Source organism: Azospirillum sp. 11R-A (genome assembly GCF_049472615.1).
In the GTDB taxonomy this organism is placed as follows: Bacteria; Pseudomonadota; Alphaproteobacteria; order Azospirillales; family Azospirillaceae; genus Azospirillum; species Azospirillum palustre.
In genome coordinates this window covers 56,011-72,019 of the sequence record NZ_JBCEBL010000013.1, presented here as the reverse complement: position 1 = coordinate 72,019, position 16,009 = coordinate 56,011, and the positions used below count along the sequence as shown (strand labels likewise).

General features: G+C 68.8%; 14 protein-coding genes and 1 riboswitch. Of the genes, 2 read left to right on the top strand and 12 right to left on the bottom strand.

Going from position 1 to position 16,009, the window contains the following annotated elements; genetic code table 11:
- Positions 1-5: 5 nt before the first annotated feature.
- From VH569_RS18505 to VH569_RS18465, 9 genes are all read right to left on the bottom strand, one after another.
- On the bottom strand, positions 6-752 hold the full coding sequence (locus VH569_RS18505) for an SDR family NAD(P)-dependent oxidoreductase (RefSeq protein ID WP_423316868.1): 747 nt from the start codon (positions 750-752) through the stop codon (positions 6-8).
- Positions 749-2,278 (bottom strand): FGGY-family carbohydrate kinase, encoded by a 1,530-nt coding sequence (locus VH569_RS18500; protein WP_423316866.1) that lies wholly within the window; start codon positions 2,276-2,278, stop codon positions 749-751. The genes VH569_RS18505 and VH569_RS18500 overlap by 4 nt, the downstream gene beginning before the upstream one ends.
- Before the next feature lie 108 nt (positions 2,279-2,386).
- Positions 2,387-2,722, bottom strand: a complete 336-nt coding sequence (locus tag VH569_RS18495) for a carboxymuconolactone decarboxylase family protein (protein WP_109095760.1) — start codon at positions 2,720-2,722, stop codon at positions 2,387-2,389.
- Positions 2,715-4,031: an acetoin dehydrogenase dihydrolipoyllysine-residue acetyltransferase subunit gene (locus tag VH569_RS18490; protein ID WP_423316863.1), complete on the bottom strand. Its 1,317-nt coding sequence runs from the start codon at positions 4,029-4,031 to the stop codon at positions 2,715-2,717. Before VH569_RS18490 ends, VH569_RS18495 begins: the two co-directional genes overlap by 8 nt.
- Positions 4,028-5,023 (bottom strand): alpha-ketoacid dehydrogenase subunit beta, encoded by a 996-nt coding sequence (locus VH569_RS18485; protein ID WP_423316861.1) that lies wholly within the window; start codon positions 5,021-5,023, stop codon positions 4,028-4,030. The genes VH569_RS18490 and VH569_RS18485 overlap by 4 nt, the downstream gene beginning before the upstream one ends.
- 11 nt (positions 5,024-5,034) lie before the next feature.
- Positions 5,035-6,108 carry a thiamine pyrophosphate-dependent dehydrogenase E1 component subunit alpha gene (locus VH569_RS18480; protein WP_423316859.1) on the bottom strand — a complete coding sequence of 358 codons (1,074 nt, stop codon included), beginning with the start codon at positions 6,106-6,108 and terminating at the stop codon, positions 5,035-5,037.
- Between the two features lie 14 nt (positions 6,109-6,122).
- A complete protein-coding gene (locus VH569_RS18475; protein ID WP_423316857.1) occupies positions 6,123-7,112 on the bottom strand; it encodes an ABC transporter permease in 990 nt (329 codons plus the stop codon).
- A complete protein-coding gene (locus VH569_RS18470) occupies positions 7,109-8,647 on the bottom strand; it encodes a sugar ABC transporter ATP-binding protein (RefSeq protein WP_423316855.1) in 1,539 nt (512 codons plus the stop codon). Before VH569_RS18470 ends, VH569_RS18475 begins: the two co-directional genes overlap by 4 nt.
- Positions 8,648-8,735: 88 nt before the next feature.
- Positions 8,736-9,683 carry a sugar ABC transporter substrate-binding protein gene (locus VH569_RS18465; protein WP_377805620.1) on the bottom strand — a complete coding sequence of 316 codons (948 nt, stop codon included), beginning with the start codon at positions 9,681-9,683 and terminating at the stop codon, positions 8,736-8,738.
- Between the two features lie 148 nt (positions 9,684-9,831).
- Between VH569_RS18465 and VH569_RS18460 the strand changes: the two genes are divergently transcribed.
- Both VH569_RS18460 and ribB read left to right on the top strand, forming a co-directional pair.
- Positions 9,832-10,818 (top strand): sugar-binding transcriptional regulator, encoded by a 987-nt coding sequence (locus tag VH569_RS18460; RefSeq protein WP_199235321.1) that lies wholly within the window; start codon positions 9,832-9,834, stop codon positions 10,816-10,818.
- Positions 10,819-10,940: 122 nt separating this feature from the next.
- Positions 10,941-11,106, top strand: a riboswitch (FMN riboswitch).
- A 133-nt stretch (positions 11,107-11,239) separates the two neighbouring features.
- On the top strand, positions 11,240-11,902 hold the full coding sequence (ribB, locus tag VH569_RS18455) for a 3,4-dihydroxy-2-butanone-4-phosphate synthase (protein WP_423316851.1): 663 nt from the start codon (positions 11,240-11,242) through the stop codon (positions 11,900-11,902).
- A gap of 100 nt (positions 11,903-12,002) precedes the next feature.
- Here the strand turns inward: ribB and VH569_RS18450 are convergent, their stop codons facing one another.
- From VH569_RS18450 to adhE, 3 genes are all read right to left on the bottom strand, one after another.
- On the bottom strand, positions 12,003-12,584 hold the full coding sequence (locus tag VH569_RS18450; protein ID WP_423316849.1) for a DUF6036 family nucleotidyltransferase: 582 nt from the start codon (positions 12,582-12,584) through the stop codon (positions 12,003-12,005).
- Positions 12,524-12,982: a hypothetical protein gene (locus VH569_RS18445; RefSeq protein WP_423316847.1), complete on the bottom strand. Its 459-nt coding sequence runs from the start codon at positions 12,980-12,982 to the stop codon at positions 12,524-12,526. Before VH569_RS18445 ends, VH569_RS18450 begins: the two co-directional genes overlap by 61 nt.
- Before the next feature lie 107 nt (positions 12,983-13,089).
- The gene (gene adhE, locus VH569_RS18440; protein WP_423316845.1) at positions 13,090-15,783 is read right to left on the bottom strand and encodes a bifunctional acetaldehyde-CoA/alcohol dehydrogenase; all 2,694 of its coding nucleotides are present in this window, start codon (positions 15,781-15,783) and stop codon (positions 13,090-13,092) included.
- Positions 15,784-16,009: the final 226 nt, after the last annotated feature.

Below are 16,009 nucleotides of genomic sequence, written 5' to 3'. Positions count from 1 at the left end.
CTCCTTCAAAGAGCGGTGTAGCCGCCATCGACGGCCAGGACGGTTCCGGTGATGAAGCTCGCTGCGTCGGAGGCGAGGAAGGCGACGGCCAGCGCGATCTCGCGCGGTTCGCCCAGCCGGCCCATCGGCGTGGCGGCGAGCCAGCGTTCGAACCATTCCGGGCGGGAGCGGCCGGCCAGCGTCAGTTCGGTGGCGGTGTAGCCGGGAGCCACGGCGTTCACCCGCACCCGGCCGGCCCATTCCACCGCCAGCGATTTGGTCAGCAGATTGACGCCCGCCTTGGCGGCGTTGTAGGCGGCCTGGGGCTGCGGATGGACGACGATCTCGCCGCACATCGAGCCGATGTTGACGACCGATCCCCTGCCCGCCTCGACCATCGGGCGGCCGAAGGCGCGGGCGGTGTGAAAGACGCCGTGCAGGTTGACGTCGATCACCCGGCGCCAGTCGGCCAGATCGACCTCAAGCGCCGGCCCGTTGTGGACGATGCCGGCGTTGTTGACGAGGATGTGCGGCACGCCGGCCTCGGCGACCAGACGGGCGGCGGTCTCCTCGGCCGCCCCGGCATCGGTGACGTCGAGGCTGTAGGCGAGGCCGCCGATCTCGTCCGCCAGCCGGCGGGCGGCCTCGCCGTCGCGGTCGAGGATGGCGACGCGGGCGCCGGCCTCGGTCAGGACGCGGGCGATGGATTGGCCGATGCCGGCGGCCCCGCCGGTGACGACGGCAAGCCGGCCGCCGAGGTCGAACTCCTTCATGCCGCGGGCTCCCTGACAGGGGCCGGAGCTGGCACCGGCCCGTTCAGCACACCCTTCAGCGCCGGATAGAGGGCGAGATAGCGCTGGTAGATCTCCTGGTAGAGGGCGGTTTCGCGCGGGCGCGGCTCGATGCTGGTGCCGGGGCGGACCATCGCGGCGATGCCCTCGTCGATGCTGGCGAAGCGGCCGGCGCCATGGGCGGCCAGCACCGCCGAACCGGTGGAGGGCGCGTCGGCCGAAGCCGGGATGCGCACCGGCAGGCCGGCGGTGTCGGCATGGATCTGCATCCACAGCTGCGAGGCGGTGGCGCCGCCGCCGACCGTGATCTCGGTCGAGCTGTAGCCGCCGGCTTTGAAGGCGTCGAGGATGGCGCGGGTGCCGAAGCCGATGCCCTCGACGATGGCGCGGAAGACGTGGTGCGGTTCGTGGGCCAGCGTCAAGCCGACGATGGCGCCGCGGCTGAGCGGGTCGGTGTAGGGGGTGCGGTTGCCCTGGAAATGGTCGAGCACCAGCAGCCCGTCCGATCCCGGTTCCAGCGCCGCCGCCTTGGCGTTCAGGGCGGCGAGGTCGAGCGTGCCGCCGCTGAAACGGCGCAGCCAGTTGACGATGGAGCCGGTGGAGGTCTGGCCGCCCTCGACGATCCAGCGGCCGGGATAGACGATGTCGGGATAGCTGCCCCAGACGCCGGGGGCGTGCAGCGGCGCCTCGGTGACGCCGAATTGCAGGTGCGAGGATCCGGTGATCAGCGCCAGCTGGCCCGGCTGGGCGACGCCGAGCCCGATCATGCCGATCAGCGCATCCGCCCCGCCCTGCACCAGCTTGACCGACGGCCGCAGCCCCAGGGCGGCGGCGGCCTCAGGCCTCAGCGTGCCGACCACCGCGCCGGGGGCCAGCACGCGGGCCGGCCATTTGCCTTCAAGCTCCTCGAGGTCGAGCGCCTTGAGGATGCCGCGCGCCCAGCCGCCGTCGCGGCTGGAGTAGTGCCAGCGCAGGCCGGCATTGTCGAGGCTGGCCACCCGCTCGCCGGTCAGGCGCAGGGTGAGGAAATCCTGGTATTCGCAGATGGTGTGGGCGGCGGCGAAGGTCGCCGGCTCGTTCCGCTTCAGCCACAGCGCCTTGGGGATCATCCACTCCGCCGAGACCGGGCCGCGGCCGGCGCCGTTGATCTTCAGCGCCGGGTCGCCGGTGGCGAGCACCGCCTCCGCCTCGGCATGGGCGCGCACGTCCATCCACAGCAGCGCCGGGCGCAGCGCGCGTCCGTCGGCGTCGAGCGCCACGACGGTGCAGCAGGTGGTGGCGAAGCACATCGCCTCGATCTCCGCCGCGTCGATGCCGGCATCGGCCACCGCGCCGCGGGTGGCGTCGGCCAGCGCCCGCCACCAGTCCTCCGGGTCCTGCTCCGCCCGCGCCCCCGGTCCGAACTGCGTGTCGTAGGCGACGGCCTTCTGGCCGAGGCAGCGTCCGGTCAGGTCGTAGATGCGCGCCCGCAGGCTTTCGGTGCCGCCGTCGGCGGTCAGGTAGTACATTCCCTTTTCCTCCCTGGAGACACGCAGCCCTTAGCGGGCCGCTTTATTCCACCCTGTGCATCCCCCTCACCCCGACCCTCTCCCCGGGGGGAGAGGGGGATTTTCCCCTCAGCCGAGCGAGCGGAACGCCGCCAGCGCCTTGCCGGCATACATCACGGCGGGACCGCCGCCCATCTCGACCGCGACCTCAAGCGCCTCGACAAGCTCGGCCTCGGCGGCGCCATGCCGGCGGGCGCCGTCGACATGGTAGAGGATGCAGTCCTCGCAGCGGGTGGCAACGGAGATCGCCACCGCCATCAGCTCTTTCTGGGCGGGCGTGAAGGACCCGGCGGCGCTGGCCGTCCGGCTGACCTCGGCGAAGCCCTTCATCAGGGCGGGGGAAGCCTTGGCGAAGGCACCGAGCCGCGCCTTCGCCGCCGCCAGATCGGTCTTTGCGTCATCCATGCGGAGTCTCCTCATCGATCAGGGCCGCCACATCGCGCGGGGCGTCCCATTGCGGCATGTGGCCGGAGGGCAGGAAATGAGCGGCGACACGCGGCGGCAGGTTGAGCGCGTCGGTCGCGGACACGATGCGGTCGTCCAGGCCGAAGATGGCACGGACGGGGATGCGCTCGGCCAGCTCCGCCAGCGGGCGCAGCAGATCGATGCGCTGCCGGCCATCGGCGGTGGCGAGCGCCGTGGCGAGCGTGCGCAGGCGTCCGCGCGCCATTTCCCGCGTCATGGCGGCGAGGGCGGCGTCGGACAGCTGGCCGCCGCGCGGCCCCAGCAGGCGCAGCAGATGGGAGACCTCTCCCGTGGTCTCCGCCGCCGCCATGCCATGGACGAACTCGGCGCCGATCCGGGGGCCGCAGCCGGCGGGGGTGAGCAGAACGAGGCGCGCCACCCGGTTGCCGAGCCGGCGGGCGGCGTGAACGGCAGCGGCGGCCCCCAGCGAATGGCCGACCAGAACCAGCGGTCCGGGCAGGCTTTCCGCCAGCGCCGTCACCGCGGCGGCCAGACCGTCCACGTCGGTCGCCTCGATGGCGGTCGCGCCATGGCCGGGCAGGTCGGGCATCGCCACGCGCTTGCCGGAGCGGGCAAGACCGGAGGCCAGATTGGCCCAGGCGGTGCGGTCGCCGGCAAAGCCATGGACCAGCAGATGCACCGGACCGGAACTTCCGGCCTGCGCATAGGCCAGCCGGCCGGCCGGCGTGTCGAGCCAGCGCAGGTCGGCGGGCTCAGGGCCGTTCGAACCGGCGGCACGCTCGACATCGGCCCGTTCGATCCGGCCACGGCGGCCGCTGCCATGGAGCGTCTCCAAGGCAACGCCGTGCTGGCGGGCCAGCCGCCTTGCGGTCGGCGTGGCGCGCAGCCGGTCGTCGGAGGAACGTTCCGGAGCCGGCGTGCCGGCAGTGACGCCGGCGGGCGGGGATGGCGCTGCCGATGCGCCGGCCGCAGGGGCTGCTTCAGCCTCGGCGTCCGCCGTGTCGGGCAAAGCCGCGGCCCACTCGTCGGCCGACAGGACCGCGACGCGGGCAATCGGGGCGCCGACCGGCACGCGGTCGCCGGCCGACACCAGCGTCCCGTCGAGACGGCCGTCGCCAAGGGCGGGATATTCGACGACGGTCTTGTCGGTTTCCAGCTCCAGGATGGCGTCGCCACGGCGGAACTGCTGTCCCGGCTCGACCAGCCAGCCGACGATGACACCCTCCTCCATCGTCTCGCCCAGCCGGGGCATGGTCAGCGTGAGAGTCGTGGTACTTATGGTCGTCATGCCGGCACCCGTCCGGCCAGCATCCTGAGAGCGGTGTCGGCGATCAATTGCGGGCCGGGCACCGATCCGGCTTCCAGCGCGGTCGACACCGAGATCGGGATGTCCTCGCCGGCAACGCGGACCACCGGATCCTCAAGGAAGTCGAAGCATTCCTCGGTGATGCGCGCCGACAGTTCGGCGGCGACACCGGCGGTCATCACGCCCTCGCTGACCACCATGGCGCGGCCGGTGCGCTCGACATGGGCGCGGATGGTGTCGAAATCGAGCGGGTTCAGCGTGCGGATGTCGATCACCGTCGCCTCGACGCCCTGGGCCGACAGCTGGCGCGCCGCCTCCATGCAGTAATGCAGCTGGCGGGAATAGGTGACGATGACGAGATCGCGCCCCTCGCGCCGCACCGCCGCCTTGCCCCAGGCCAGCGGCTCGGCGTCGAGGTCCACGGTCTCCTTCATGGTGTAGAGCGCCTTGTGCTCGATGAAGACGACGGGGTCGGGCTTGGTCAGCGCCATGCGCAGCAGGTGATAGGCGTCGGCCACCGTGGCGGGCATCGCCAGCCGCAGGCCCGGCGTGTGCATCACATAGGCTTCCAGGCTCTGGCTGTGCTGGGCGCCGGCCGACCGACCGGTGCCGCCCTGGGTGCGCAGAACCATCGGCACGCCGATCTGGCCGCCGAACATGTAGCGGATCTTGGCGGCCTGGTTGGCGAGCTGGTCCATGGTCATGCCGATGAAATCGACATACATCAGCTCCGCCACCGGGCGCAGGCCGGTCATCGCCGCGCCGACCGCGGCGCCGACGATGGCCGGTTCGGAGATCGGCGTGTCGATCACCCGCTCCGCCCCGAACTCCTTGATCAGGTCCTTGGTGACGCCATAGGCGCCGCCATAGCGGCCGACCTCCTCGCCGAGGATCACCACGTCCGGGTTTTCGGTCATCGCGTCGGCCAGCGCCTTGCGCAGGGCATCGCGATAGGTCAGTTCCTGAAGTGCCATTCTGGGTCTCCTCAGTCCCGCGCCAGAACGCGGTCGATGCGGGCGCGCACCGGTTCGGGTTCGGGTTCCTCGGGCGCATAGACGTCGCGGAACATCGAGGCGAGCGGCGGCTCGGTCTGGGCCACGGTGAAGTCGATGGTCGCGTCCATCTCGGCACCGATCTCGCCATCCAGCCGGTCCAGCTCGCTCTCCGATTCCAGCCCGCGGTCGATCAGGGCGGCGCGGGCGAAGGCGACCGGATCCTGCCGGCGGCCGGCCTCCTCCTCCACCGGGTCGCGATAGGGCGACTTGTCCTTGCGGGCATGGCCGTAGAAGCGGTAGCAGGACACCGCCAGGAAGGCGGGCTTGCCGGCCCGTGCCCCCTCGACCAGCCGTTCGGCGGCCTCGGCCACCGCCTCGACGTCGAGGCCGTCCACCGTCTCCGCCGCGAGGCCGAAGGCGGCGGCGCGCTCGTGCAGGTTGGGGTTGGCGGTGGCCTGGGCGATGTTGGTGCCCATGCCGTACTGGTTGTTGATGCAGACGAAGACGCAGGGCAGGCCCCACAGGGCGGCCATGTTCATGCTCTCGTAGAGGATGCCCTGGCCGGTGGCGCCGTCGCCGAAGAAGGCGACGCTGACGGCGCCGGTCTTGTGGTGGCGGGCGGAAAGGCCGGCGCCGACCACCGCCGGGATGCCGCCGCCGACGATGGCGTTGGCGCCGAGATGGCCCAGCCCCATGTCGGCGATGTGCATCGACCCGCCCTTGCCGTGGCAATAGCCGGCTTCCTTGCCGCCGATCTCCGCCATCATGCGGGCCGGGTCGGCGCCGCGGGCCAAGAAGATGCCGTGGCCGCGGTGGTGGGTGGTGAAGCTGTCGCCGTCGCGCAAATGTGCGCAGACACCGGCGGCGGCGCTCTCCTCGCCGATGGACAGGTGCAGCATGGAACCGGCCGACTGGCCGCGGACGAACAGTTCGCCCACGCGCTCCTCGAAGGTGCGGATCCGGCGCATCGTCCGGTAAAGTTCGGGAAGGCGCGTGTTGGCGCCCGCCCCGACCCGGCCCGCCATGCTGTGGCCGGCCGTGGCCCGGAGGTCAGCCTCGTACATCGAAGACTCCGATTTCAAAGAAGGTTGAGCTTGGTGCTGCGCGAGACGACGGCGACGGCGGCAAGGATGATGACGCCCTTCACGATCGCCTGGATGTAGGTGTCCATCCCCATCAGGTTGAGGCCGTTGTTGATGACCCCGATGAAGAGCGCGCCGAAGAAGGTGCCGGGCACGGTGGCGGTGCCCGGCCGGAACATGGTCATGCCGATGAAGACCGTCGCCAGCCCGTCGAGCAGGTAGCGCTCGCCGGCATTCGGCTGGCCGGAGCCGAGCCGGGCGGCGAGCAGCGTGCCGGCCATCACGGCGAAGAGGGAACAGACGACCAGGGCGGCGGCACGGTACTTGCGCACGCGGATGCCGGACAGCTCGGCCGCCTTCTGGTTGCCGCCGACGGCGTAGATGTAGCGGCCGAAGATCGTCCGCTCCATGACGAACCAGGCGACCAGCACGGCGGCCAGCATGAAGAAGGCGAGGACCGGGATGCCGGCGACGCGCCCCTGGCCGAGCCAGAGATAGGCCTCGTCCAGCCCGCCATAGATCGCCCGGCCGCCGGTCATCAGGAAGTTGATGCCGTAGAGGATGGAGCCGACGGCCAGCGTGGCGATCAGCGACGGGATGCCGACCAGCGTGACGAGGAGGGCGTTGACGGCCCCGACCGCCAGACCGGCGCCGAGACCGGCCAGCAGGGCGAGCGGAAGCGGCACGCCCTTGACCAGCAGCAGCGGCACCAGAACGCCGGCAAGGCCGACGGTGTAGCCGACCGACAGATCCATTTCGCGGGCGGCGAAGCCGAAGGTCAGGCCGGCGCCGACGATGGTCAGCATCGAGATCTGCTGCGCGATGTTCAGCAGATTCTGTCCGGTCAGGAAGCGGTCGACGCCGAGCGAGAAGACCAGGAACATGGCGACCAGCACGACCAGCGTGCTGTAGCGCTGGACATGCTCCTTGCGCAGCCCGAACAGCCGGTCATGGCTGGGGAGGGATCCGGTGGCGGTGTCGGTCATGCGGGAATTCCTGATTTTGCAGTCTCCGGGACGGCTCCGGAGATGGCGGCGATGAACGCGCTCTCGGAAAAGCCGGTGCCGGGGATTTCCGGGCCGGGCCGCAGGTGATGGAAGGGGATGACGCGGTGCGCCAGCGCCTCGATCTCCAGCAGGTCGGAGGACGCGATGACGATCCCCACGCCGGTGGCGGCGAGGCGCCGCATCTCGGCATAGATCTCGGCCTTGGCGCCGATGTCGACACCCTCGGTCGGCTCGATGAAGATCATCACGCGGTAGCGGCCTTCGGCGCCGTAGAGCCATTTGCCGATGGAGATCTTCTGCTTGTTGCCGCCCGACAGCGTGCGCAGAAGCTGGCCGGAGGAATGGGCCTTCACGTTCAGAAGACGCATGATGCGGCGGGATTCCGCCTCCTCCCGGCCGGGCGACAGGATGCCGGCGGCGATGGCGCCATGGCCGGGATGGACCATCGCCAGATTCTCGCGCAGGGTCCACTCGCCGATCAGCGCGTATTCCATGCGGTGGTCGGGGACCAGCGCGATGCCGGCCGCCTGCATGTGGGCGGGCGGTCCCGGCTTGACCGGCTGGCCGCCGACCGCCAGCCCGGCGCAGCGCACGCCGGACGGGCTGTGCAGCGAGCGGGCGAAGCCGAAATGGCCGGCGCCGGTCAGGCCGATCAGCCCGACGATCTCGCCGGCATGCAGGGTGAAGCGCGGCACATGCAGCCGCCCGACCCGCCAGTCGCGGATGTCGAGCACGATTTCGCCGCGGCTGGCCCGCGCCGCCTCTTCCGACTTGCGCTGCGGGCCGGAGCCGCTGCGGCGCAGCATCATGTCCACCAGCATCTGCTCGTCGAGCGCGTCGGCGGATTCCGTGCAGATGCGCCGGCCGTCGCGCAGCACGGTGATGCGGTGGGACAGCGCCTTGATCTCCGACAGGAAATGGCTGATCAGCACCACGCCGACGCCGCGGGCCGGCAGCGTGCGGATGATCGCCCACAGCTGCTCCTTCTCGCGGGCGGGCAGCGTCGCCGTCGGCTCGTCGAGGATGACGATGCGGGCGGAACCGCGGAGCGCGCGGACGATCTCGATCACCTTGCGGTCGGCCATCGGCAGCTCGGCCACCGGGCAGCCGAGGTCGATCTCGACCTGCGGAAACCATGTGGCGAGCAGGGCCGCGGCCTGGGCCTTCAGGGCCGAGCCGCGGATCATGCCGCCGATGCGGCGCGGCTCGACGCCGAGCAGGATGTTCTCCGCCCCGGTCAGGCCGGGGACGAGGCTGCCCTCCTGGCTGACATGGGCGATGCCCTGGGACAGCGCGTCCTGCGGCGAGCCGAAGCGGACGCTGCGCCCGTCCACGGCGATGGTGCCGCCGCTGGGCTGAAGGCTGCCGCCCAGGATGCTGACCAGTGTCGATTTGCCGGCGCCGTTCTCGCCGATCAGGCCATGCACCTCGTCGCTGCGGAAGACGACGTCCACGCCATCCAGCGCCCGCGTTCCCGGAAACTGCATGGCGATGTCGGCCAGATGGATTTCCATGGCGACCTCTTGCAACAGCAGGGGATGAAGCTGGCCGCCGCCGGCCCGGTTGCGGACGGATCCGCCACTCCGGGCCGGCGGCACCCGGTCACATGAACTGCTTGCAGTTCTGCTTGGTGATCAGCGGCGCGTCGAGATAGACGGTCTTGGTCGGGATCACCTCGGCGGCGGGCTTGCCCTTCACCACCACGTCGTCCAGCCACTGGCCGACGGTCTTGCCCATCTCCTCGAAGGGCTGGCGCACGGTGGCGATCAGCGGGCTGTCGGGCTTGCAGACCTCGGCGACCGCCTGCGGGTGGCCGTCGATGCCGATCACCTTCACGTTCTTCAGGCCGGCGCCCTTGATGACGTTGACGGCGGCCTGCGCCGGCTCGTCCCACGGCGCCCAGACGGCGGTGATGGTGTTGCCGAAGCGCGCGACGTAGTCCTCCATCGTGCGGTTGGTGTCCTCGAAGAAGGCGGTGTAGTTGATGTTGTGCTCCGCCAGCACCTTCACGCCCGAATATTCCTTCAGCACCGTCGCCATCACGTCGCCGCGCTTGCGGGTGCCGTGGTGTTCGGCCATGCGCAGGAAGACGAGGTTGCCCTGCCCGCCCATCTGGTCGAGCAGATAGACCGAGACGTTCGCCGACATCGCCCAGTTGTTGGTGGTCACGTCAACCAGCACCCCGTCGACATAGCCGGAATCGACGGCGAAGACCGGGATCTTGGCGGCCTTGGCGGCGTCGAGCGCGGCACGGCTGGCGCGCAGGTCGGCCATGGTGATGACAATGGCCTTCACGCCGCGGTTGGCGGCGTCCTGGATGTTGGAGGCGGTCGCCTCGCCCGAGCCGCCGCTGTCGAGAACGCTGATCTTCCAGTCGGTCTTGCCGCTTTGCTTGGCCCAGGCGTCGAAGCCGGCCTTCACCCGCTGTTCGGACTGCGCGGCGGCGTTGGCATGGACCCAGGCGATGTCGAGCGCCTGCGCCGCACCCGCGGCGGTCATCATCGCGACCATCGAGACAGCCGCAAGCATTCCGGAAAGCCGGTTTTTCATTTCCATTCTCCTCCCATTGCCAGCTATCTGGCTGGCGAATTCTCGATGCCGGTCTTGCGCCGACGACGATGAGCTTGTGGTGGGTCGTGACAAATGTCAATACCAGATACATTTGTCACCTGACAGGAGTAGAGGGGGGAAGCGCGCGATGCGGAACGGGACCAGCGAGGGGCCGGAGGACGAGGTGCTGATGGCGCGGGCGGCCTGGCTGTACTATGTCGGCGGCCTGAACCAGGAGGCGGCGGCACGCCGGCTTGGCGTCACCCGCGCGCGGGTCAACAAGCTGCTGTCCGACGCCCGCGACAGCGGCATGGTCAGCATCACCATCAATTCCGCGAATGTCGGTCTGCTGCCGGTGGAGGAGGCGATCCGCGAGCGCTACGGGCTGGACGTCTGCATCTGCACGCCGGCGCTGACCCAGGATGCCGGCGGCGACCGCGACGACGCGCTGCTCGCCCCCTTCGCCTTCCGGGCGGTGGGGGCCGCCGCCGCCGCCCATCTGCGCCGCCATCTGGCGGAAACGGAGGAGGCGGTGGTCGGCACCGGCTGGGGCCGGACGCTGGAGCAGATGACCTTGCAGATGGCCGGGGTCAGCGCGCCGCGGGCGAAATTCATCAGCCTGATGGGGTCGCTGACCGCGCGCTCGGCCTACAACCCGTTCGACGTGGTGCATGCGCTGGCGCGGACCACCGGGGCGGAGGGTTATTTCCTGCCGGTGCCCTTCATCGCCGACAGCCTGGAGGCGCGCGACGTGCTGCTGTCGCAGCAGTCGGTGCAGACGGCGCTCCAGCTCGCGCGCTCGACGACGGTGGCCTACATCTCCATCGGCGAGCTGCGCGAGGCGTCGCTCCTGCGGACGCAGGGCATGATCAGCGCCACCGAACTGGCGGAGCTGCGGGCGGCCGGGGCGGTCGGCGACACCAACGGGCTGTTCTTCGACCGGGACGGCAAGGCGGTCGATCATCCGCTGAACCACCGTACGCTGGCGCTCGGCCTCGACGGGCTGAAGCAGACCTACACGGTGGCGCTGGTGGCAGGCCGGACAAAGCTCCAGGCCGCCCGCGCCTTCCTCGCCAGCGGGGTGGCGCGCGGGTTGATCGTCGACGGCGACACCGCGCTGGAACTGGTGAAATGAGGGAGTGCGCCGCCGCCACGCGGTGGAGAGGTCCGGTGGAAACGGCCGTCCTGCTCCCTTGACAGCGGCTGTTGGGTTGCGGAATGGTGGGTCGGTCGACCGATCCCGGTCGGCGGACATAGGCTTGTTCTCAGGGCAGGGTGAAACTCCCGACCGGCGGTATCCCTTCGACAGAAGGGGAGCCCGCGAGCGCTCACCGGCTTTTGGCAGTCCCAATAGGCGGTGAGGTCAGCAGACCCGGTGTGAGGCCGGGGCCGACGGTTACAGTCCGGATGGAAGAGAATGAGCAGACCGCGCCGGTGGCTTCCCTCGAGCAGGCCCGCCGTCGCCGGTTCGCGCCATCGCGTCGGATTTCGGTCCAGCGCGCTGGAGGTCTCTTTGCGCCCTGATTCAGGCTCACCCTTCAGTGGATGTGAGAACCATGAATCAGATTTACCGTCAGAACGACCTGCTCGCCCGCTTCGGCACGCCGGGCGAACGCGTCGCCCGCGCCCTCGACAGCCTCAAGCAAGGGCAGGGAGTGATCGTCGTCGATGACGACGACCGCGAGAATGAAGGCGACATCATCTACCCGGCCGACAGCATCACCGTCGAGCAGATGGCCCTGCTGATCCGCGCGTGCAGCGGCATCGTCTGCCTGATCCTGCCCGACGAGCATCTGCAACGGCTGGAACTGCCGGCGATGGTGCCGGCCAACAGCTCGCGCTTCGGAACGGCCTTCACCGTGTCCATCGAGGCGCGCGAGGGCGTCACCACCGGCGTCTCGGCGGCCGACCGGGTGACGACGATCCGCACCGCCATCGCCGACGACTGCCGTCCGGAGGATCTGGCGCGGCCGGGCCATGTCTTCCCGATCCGCGCCCATCCGCAAGGGTTGGCGGCCCGCCGCGGCCATACGGAAGCCACCATCGAACTGATGGCGCGGGCCGGACGCAAGGCGGCGGGCGTGCTCTGCGAGGTGATGAACCCGGACGGCAGCATGGCCCGCCTGCCGGAGTTGATCGTCTTCGCGGAAAACCAGTCGATGCCGATTGTGAGCATCGCCGATCTGGTGGCGGAGAGCGGCCTGCAATCGGAACGCTGACCGGGTCGGCTACAAACGAAACGGGAACCGCCCTGTCGGATGTGTTCGCTCCGACAGGGCGGTTCCCGTTGCTTGGTGTCGAGGTGGGAAGAGCGGTTTGTTACAGGGAGTCGAGAAAAACGTCGATGACGGTGCGCTGCGCCTCCGGGATCAACATGTCGATCAAAAGGCGCCTGACATGGGCACGGTCGAGATGACGGATGCGATGATACTCGCGGATGAATTCCTTGTCCTTGTCGCGCAACGCCAACAGTTTCGAAACGATCAGGTCGGTCATCGCCGGCGCGATGGCGCGCACGGTGACGCCATTGACCTCAACCTCGCGTGTGACCGCCCGGCTCTTCCAGCCCGGAGGCAGTTTGGCAGTGCCCTCGTCAACGCCGTCGATGTAGAAGCCATGCGCATGGTGAAATGACGAGCCCTGTCCGAAGCGGGCAAAGATCTCCTCGCTCGCCTCGACGTCATAACCCTCGGCGCGTCGCTCCGCTTCCCATTCGCGCGCGTTTCCCGGATAAGCGTCGATTTCAGGCGATGTGCGAAACAGGATTGGAGCGTCAGGCCATCCGACGAGGGTTGCCTGACTGCCAACGATGACCGTGCTGTTGCACTTGAAGTGGGTCGCTAGCGCGCGGACGGCGCGATCAAGGTCGTCGAGCGTCCGTGCTTCTTCGCCTTCCGCCACATCCGTCTCCGCGTCTGCTCATCCTGTACCGAAAGCTCGGGTAGCATAGGAAACGGGGATGTGATGCGCAAACGGGTGGCGTCCTGGTTCCGCGAGACGATGAAGTGTCGGACTTTTTCGCTGGGCTGCGCCAACAGGGCTTTCCATTCGAAAACATGCGAACGCTGGTTAGGCTTGGTCGACAGGTCCTCGACAATCTTGCGCGCGCGCTCGATCAGTGCCGGGTCGCGCCTGATTTCGCGCGCCACCAGACGGTGATAGATCAGCTTGACGCGGTCGTCGGTCGTTTCCATGTCAAACACCAGTTTTCGTCCGGTCAGGATAACCGCCTCCGGTAACCGTCTCAAGCACGGCAAGTCGGAAATATTTGGCTCGCGAGTGGCAACGGTGAACGCCATCCGCCTTCCCGACCAAGCGGCGTTCCCAAATGGAAAGCCCTCGGGCCGGAGGCTTTCGCCCCGGCCCGAGGGTCCCCGTTGCTCGGCGTTGATGTGGGAGGGGCCGGTTACTCGGCCGCCGTCTTCTGGCCGACGACAGTCAGTTCGGCCGGGGTGTGCTCGCCCGCCGGCTCGACATAGGCGCGCCCGTAATAGCTGTCGATCAGCAGCTGCCTGATCTCGGCGACCAGCGGATAGCGCGGGTTGGCGCCGGTGCACTGGTCGTCGAAGGCGGCTTCGGCAATCGCATCGACCCGCGCCAGGAAGGCCGCCTCCGGCACCCCCGCCGCCTGGATCGAGGCCGGGATCTCCAGCGCCCGCTTCAGCTCCTCCACCCAAGCGATCAGCTTCTCCACCCGCTCATGGTCGCGGCTGCCGCCCARCTCCAGATGACGGGCGATCTGCGCATAGCGCGCCACGCCCTTCGGACGGTCGTACTGGCTGAAYGCCGTCTGCTTGGTCGGGATGTCCGCCGCGTTGTAGCGGATCACGTTGGCGATCAGCAGCGCGTTGGCGATGCCGTGCGGGATGTGGAACTCCGCCCCCAGCTTGTGCGCCATCGAATGGCACACGCCCAGGAAGGCGTTGGCGAAGGCGATGCCGGCCAGCGTCGCCGCATTGTGCACCAGCTCCCGCGCCTTCGGGTCCTGGCCGCCGTTGCGGTAGGCCGAGGGCAGATGCTCCTTCAGCAGCTTCAGMGCCTGCAGGGCCTGACCGTCGGAATACTCGTTCGCCACCACCGAGACATAGGCCTCCAGCGCRTGGGTCACCGCGTCGATGCCGCCCGCCGCCGTCAGGCCCTTGGGCATGTCCATCACCAGGTTGGCGTCGACGATCGCCATGCTCGGCGTCAGTTCATAATCGGCGATCGGGTACTTCGTCCCGGTGCGCTCGTCGGTCACCACGGCGAAGGGCGTCACCTCCGACCCKGTGCCSGACGTGGTCGGCACCGCCACCAGCTGCGCCTTCACGCCGAGCTTGGGGAAGGTGTAGATGCGCTTGCGGATGTCCATGAAGCGCAGCGCCAGATCCTCGAAGGCCACCTCGGGCGCCTCGTACATCACCCAGATGATCTTGGCCGCGTCCATCGGCGAGCCGCCGCCCAGCGCCAGGATCACGTCGGGCTGRAAGGCRTTSGCSAGSGCMACGCCCTTGCGCACCACCGCCAGCGTCGGGTCGGCACTGACCTCGAAGAAGGTCTCGACCTCCAGCCCCAGCGATTTCAGCACGCGGACGCTGTCGTTGACATGGCCGTTCTCGAACAGGAARCGGTCGGTGACGATCAGRCAGCGCTTCTTGCCGCGCAGTTCCTCCAGCGCGAAGGGCAGGCAGCCGCGGCGGAAATAGATCGACTTGGGCAGCTTGTGCCACAGCATGTTCTCGGCCCGCTTGGCCACCGTCTTCTTGTTGATCAGGTGCTGCGGCCCGACATTCTCCGAGATCGAGTTGCCGCCCCACGATCCGCAGCCCAGTGTCAGCGAGGGCGCGAGGCGGAAGTTGTAGAGGTCGCCGATGCCGCCATGCGACGACGGCGTGTTGATCAGGATGCGGGCGGTCTTCATCTTGTCGCCGAAATGGCGGATGCGCCCGGCCTGCCGGTCCTGGTCGGTGTAGAGCGCCGAGGTGTGGCCGATGCCGCCGAGCGCCACCAGGGCTGCGGCCTTGTCGCAGGCCTCGGTGAAGTCCTTGGCACGGTAGAGCGCCAGGGTCGGCGACAGCTTCTCATGGGCGAAGGGTTCGCTGTCGTCCACGTCCGAAACCTCGGCGATCAGCACCTTGGTGGCGAGCGGCACGTTCAGGCCGGCCATGGCGGCGATGGCATGGGCGGGCTGGCCGACGATGTCGGCATTGAGATGGCCGTCGGTCAGCAGGATTTTGCGCACGGCGTCGGCCTCGCGCGGCGACAGGATGTAGCCGCCATGGTGGGCGAAGCGGTCGCGCACGGCGTCATAGACGGCCTCGACCACCACCGCCGACTGTTCGGACGCGCAGACCACGCCATTGTCGAAGGTCTTGGACATCAGGATTGAGGCCACCGCGCGCTTGATGTCGGCGAACTCGTCGATGACGGCCGGGGTATTGCCGGCGCCGACGCCGATGGCGGGCTTGCCGGACGAATAGGCGGCCTTGACCATGCCCGGCCCGCCGGTGGCGAGGATCAGGGCGATGTCGGGGTGATGCATGACGGCGTTGGAGAGCTCCAGCGAGGGCTCGTCGATCCAGCCGATGATGTCGTCGGGGGCGCCGGCCTCGACCGCGGCGGCGAGCACGAGGCGGGCGGCCTCGCAGGTCGATTTGCGGGCGCGGGGATGGGGGGAGAGCACCAGCCCGTTGCGGGTCTTCAGCGCGATCAGCGCCTTGAAGATGGCGGTGGAGGTCGGGTTGGTGGTGGGGACGATGCCGCAGATCAGGCCGACCGGCTCGGCGATGGTGAGGATGCCGGCGTCGTTGTCTTCGGATAGGACGCCGCAGGTCTTGTCGTCCTTGTACTTGTTGTAGATGTATTCGGCGGCGAAGTGGTTCTTGATGACCTTGTCTTCCATGACGCCCATGCCGGTCTCCGCCACCGCCATCTTGGCGAGCGGGATGCGGGCGTTGGCGGCGGCCAGCGCCGCGCTGCGGAAGATCAGGTCGACCTTCTCCTGCGGGTAGTCGGCGAAGCGCGCCTGCGCCGCCTTCACCCGCGCGATCAGGGCGTTCAGGTCGGAAAGGGTTTTAACGGTCGTGACCATGATCGGGCGTCTCCCGTCGGGTGTCGCCAAAGGGCCGGTTCCCCGGCCCGGAACCCCCGAATCTCTCGGTTCCATGCGGTATGTAGGAAACCTACATCTCGCCCGATGGCGACGCAAGAGTGGTCATACCACTTGTCGCGAGAATTGATCTGGATCATGTCGTTTCAAGCGGATGCGGGAGTTTTTTGGCAGGCGACATGCATATTTTCCCGCATATGCCGGTATAAATACGTCCTAACCGAAATGTAGTTTCACT

Bases quoted from the DNA above. Each gene is read 5' to 3' on its own strand.
- VH569_RS18495 (WP_109095760.1), bottom strand. From the start codon at position 2,722: ATGGATGACGCAAAGACCGATCTGGCGGCGGCGAAGGCGCGGCTCGGT.
- VH569_RS18480 (WP_423316859.1), bottom strand. From the start codon at position 6,108: ATGTACGAGGCTGACCTCCGGGCCACGGCCGGCCACAGCATGGCGGGC.
- VH569_RS18505 (WP_423316868.1), bottom strand. From the start codon at position 752: ATGAAGGAGTTCGACCTCGGCGGCCGGCTTGCCGTCGTCACCGGCGGG.
- VH569_RS18485 (WP_423316861.1), bottom strand. From the start codon at position 5,023: ATGGCACTTCAGGAACTGACCTATCGCGATGCCCTGCGCAAGGCGCTG.
- VH569_RS18490 (WP_423316863.1), bottom strand. From the start codon at position 4,031: ATGACGACCATAAGTACCACGACTCTCACGCTGACCATGCCCCGGCTG.
- VH569_RS18500 (WP_423316866.1), bottom strand. From the start codon at position 2,278: ATGTACTACCTGACCGCCGACGGCGGCACCGAAAGCCTGCGGGCGCGC.
- VH569_RS18460 (WP_199235321.1), top strand. From the start codon at position 9,832: ATGCGGAACGGGACCAGCGAGGGGCCGGAGGACGAGGTGCTGATGGCG.
- VH569_RS18470 (WP_423316855.1), bottom strand. From the start codon at position 8,647: ATGGAAATCCATCTGGCCGACATCGCCATGCAGTTTCCGGGAACGCGG.
- VH569_RS18475 (WP_423316857.1), bottom strand. From the start codon at position 7,112: ATGACCGACACCGCCACCGGATCCCTCCCCAGCCATGACCGGCTGTTC.
- ribB (WP_423316851.1), top strand. From the start codon at position 11,240: ATGAATCAGATTTACCGTCAGAACGACCTGCTCGCCCGCTTCGGCACG.
- VH569_RS18465 (WP_377805620.1), bottom strand. From the start codon at position 9,683: ATGAAAAACCGGCTTTCCGGAATGCTTGCGGCTGTCTCGATGGTCGCG.
- VH569_RS18445 (WP_423316847.1), bottom strand. From the start codon at position 12,982: ATGGCGTTCACCGTTGCCACTCGCGAGCCAAATATTTCCGACTTGCCG.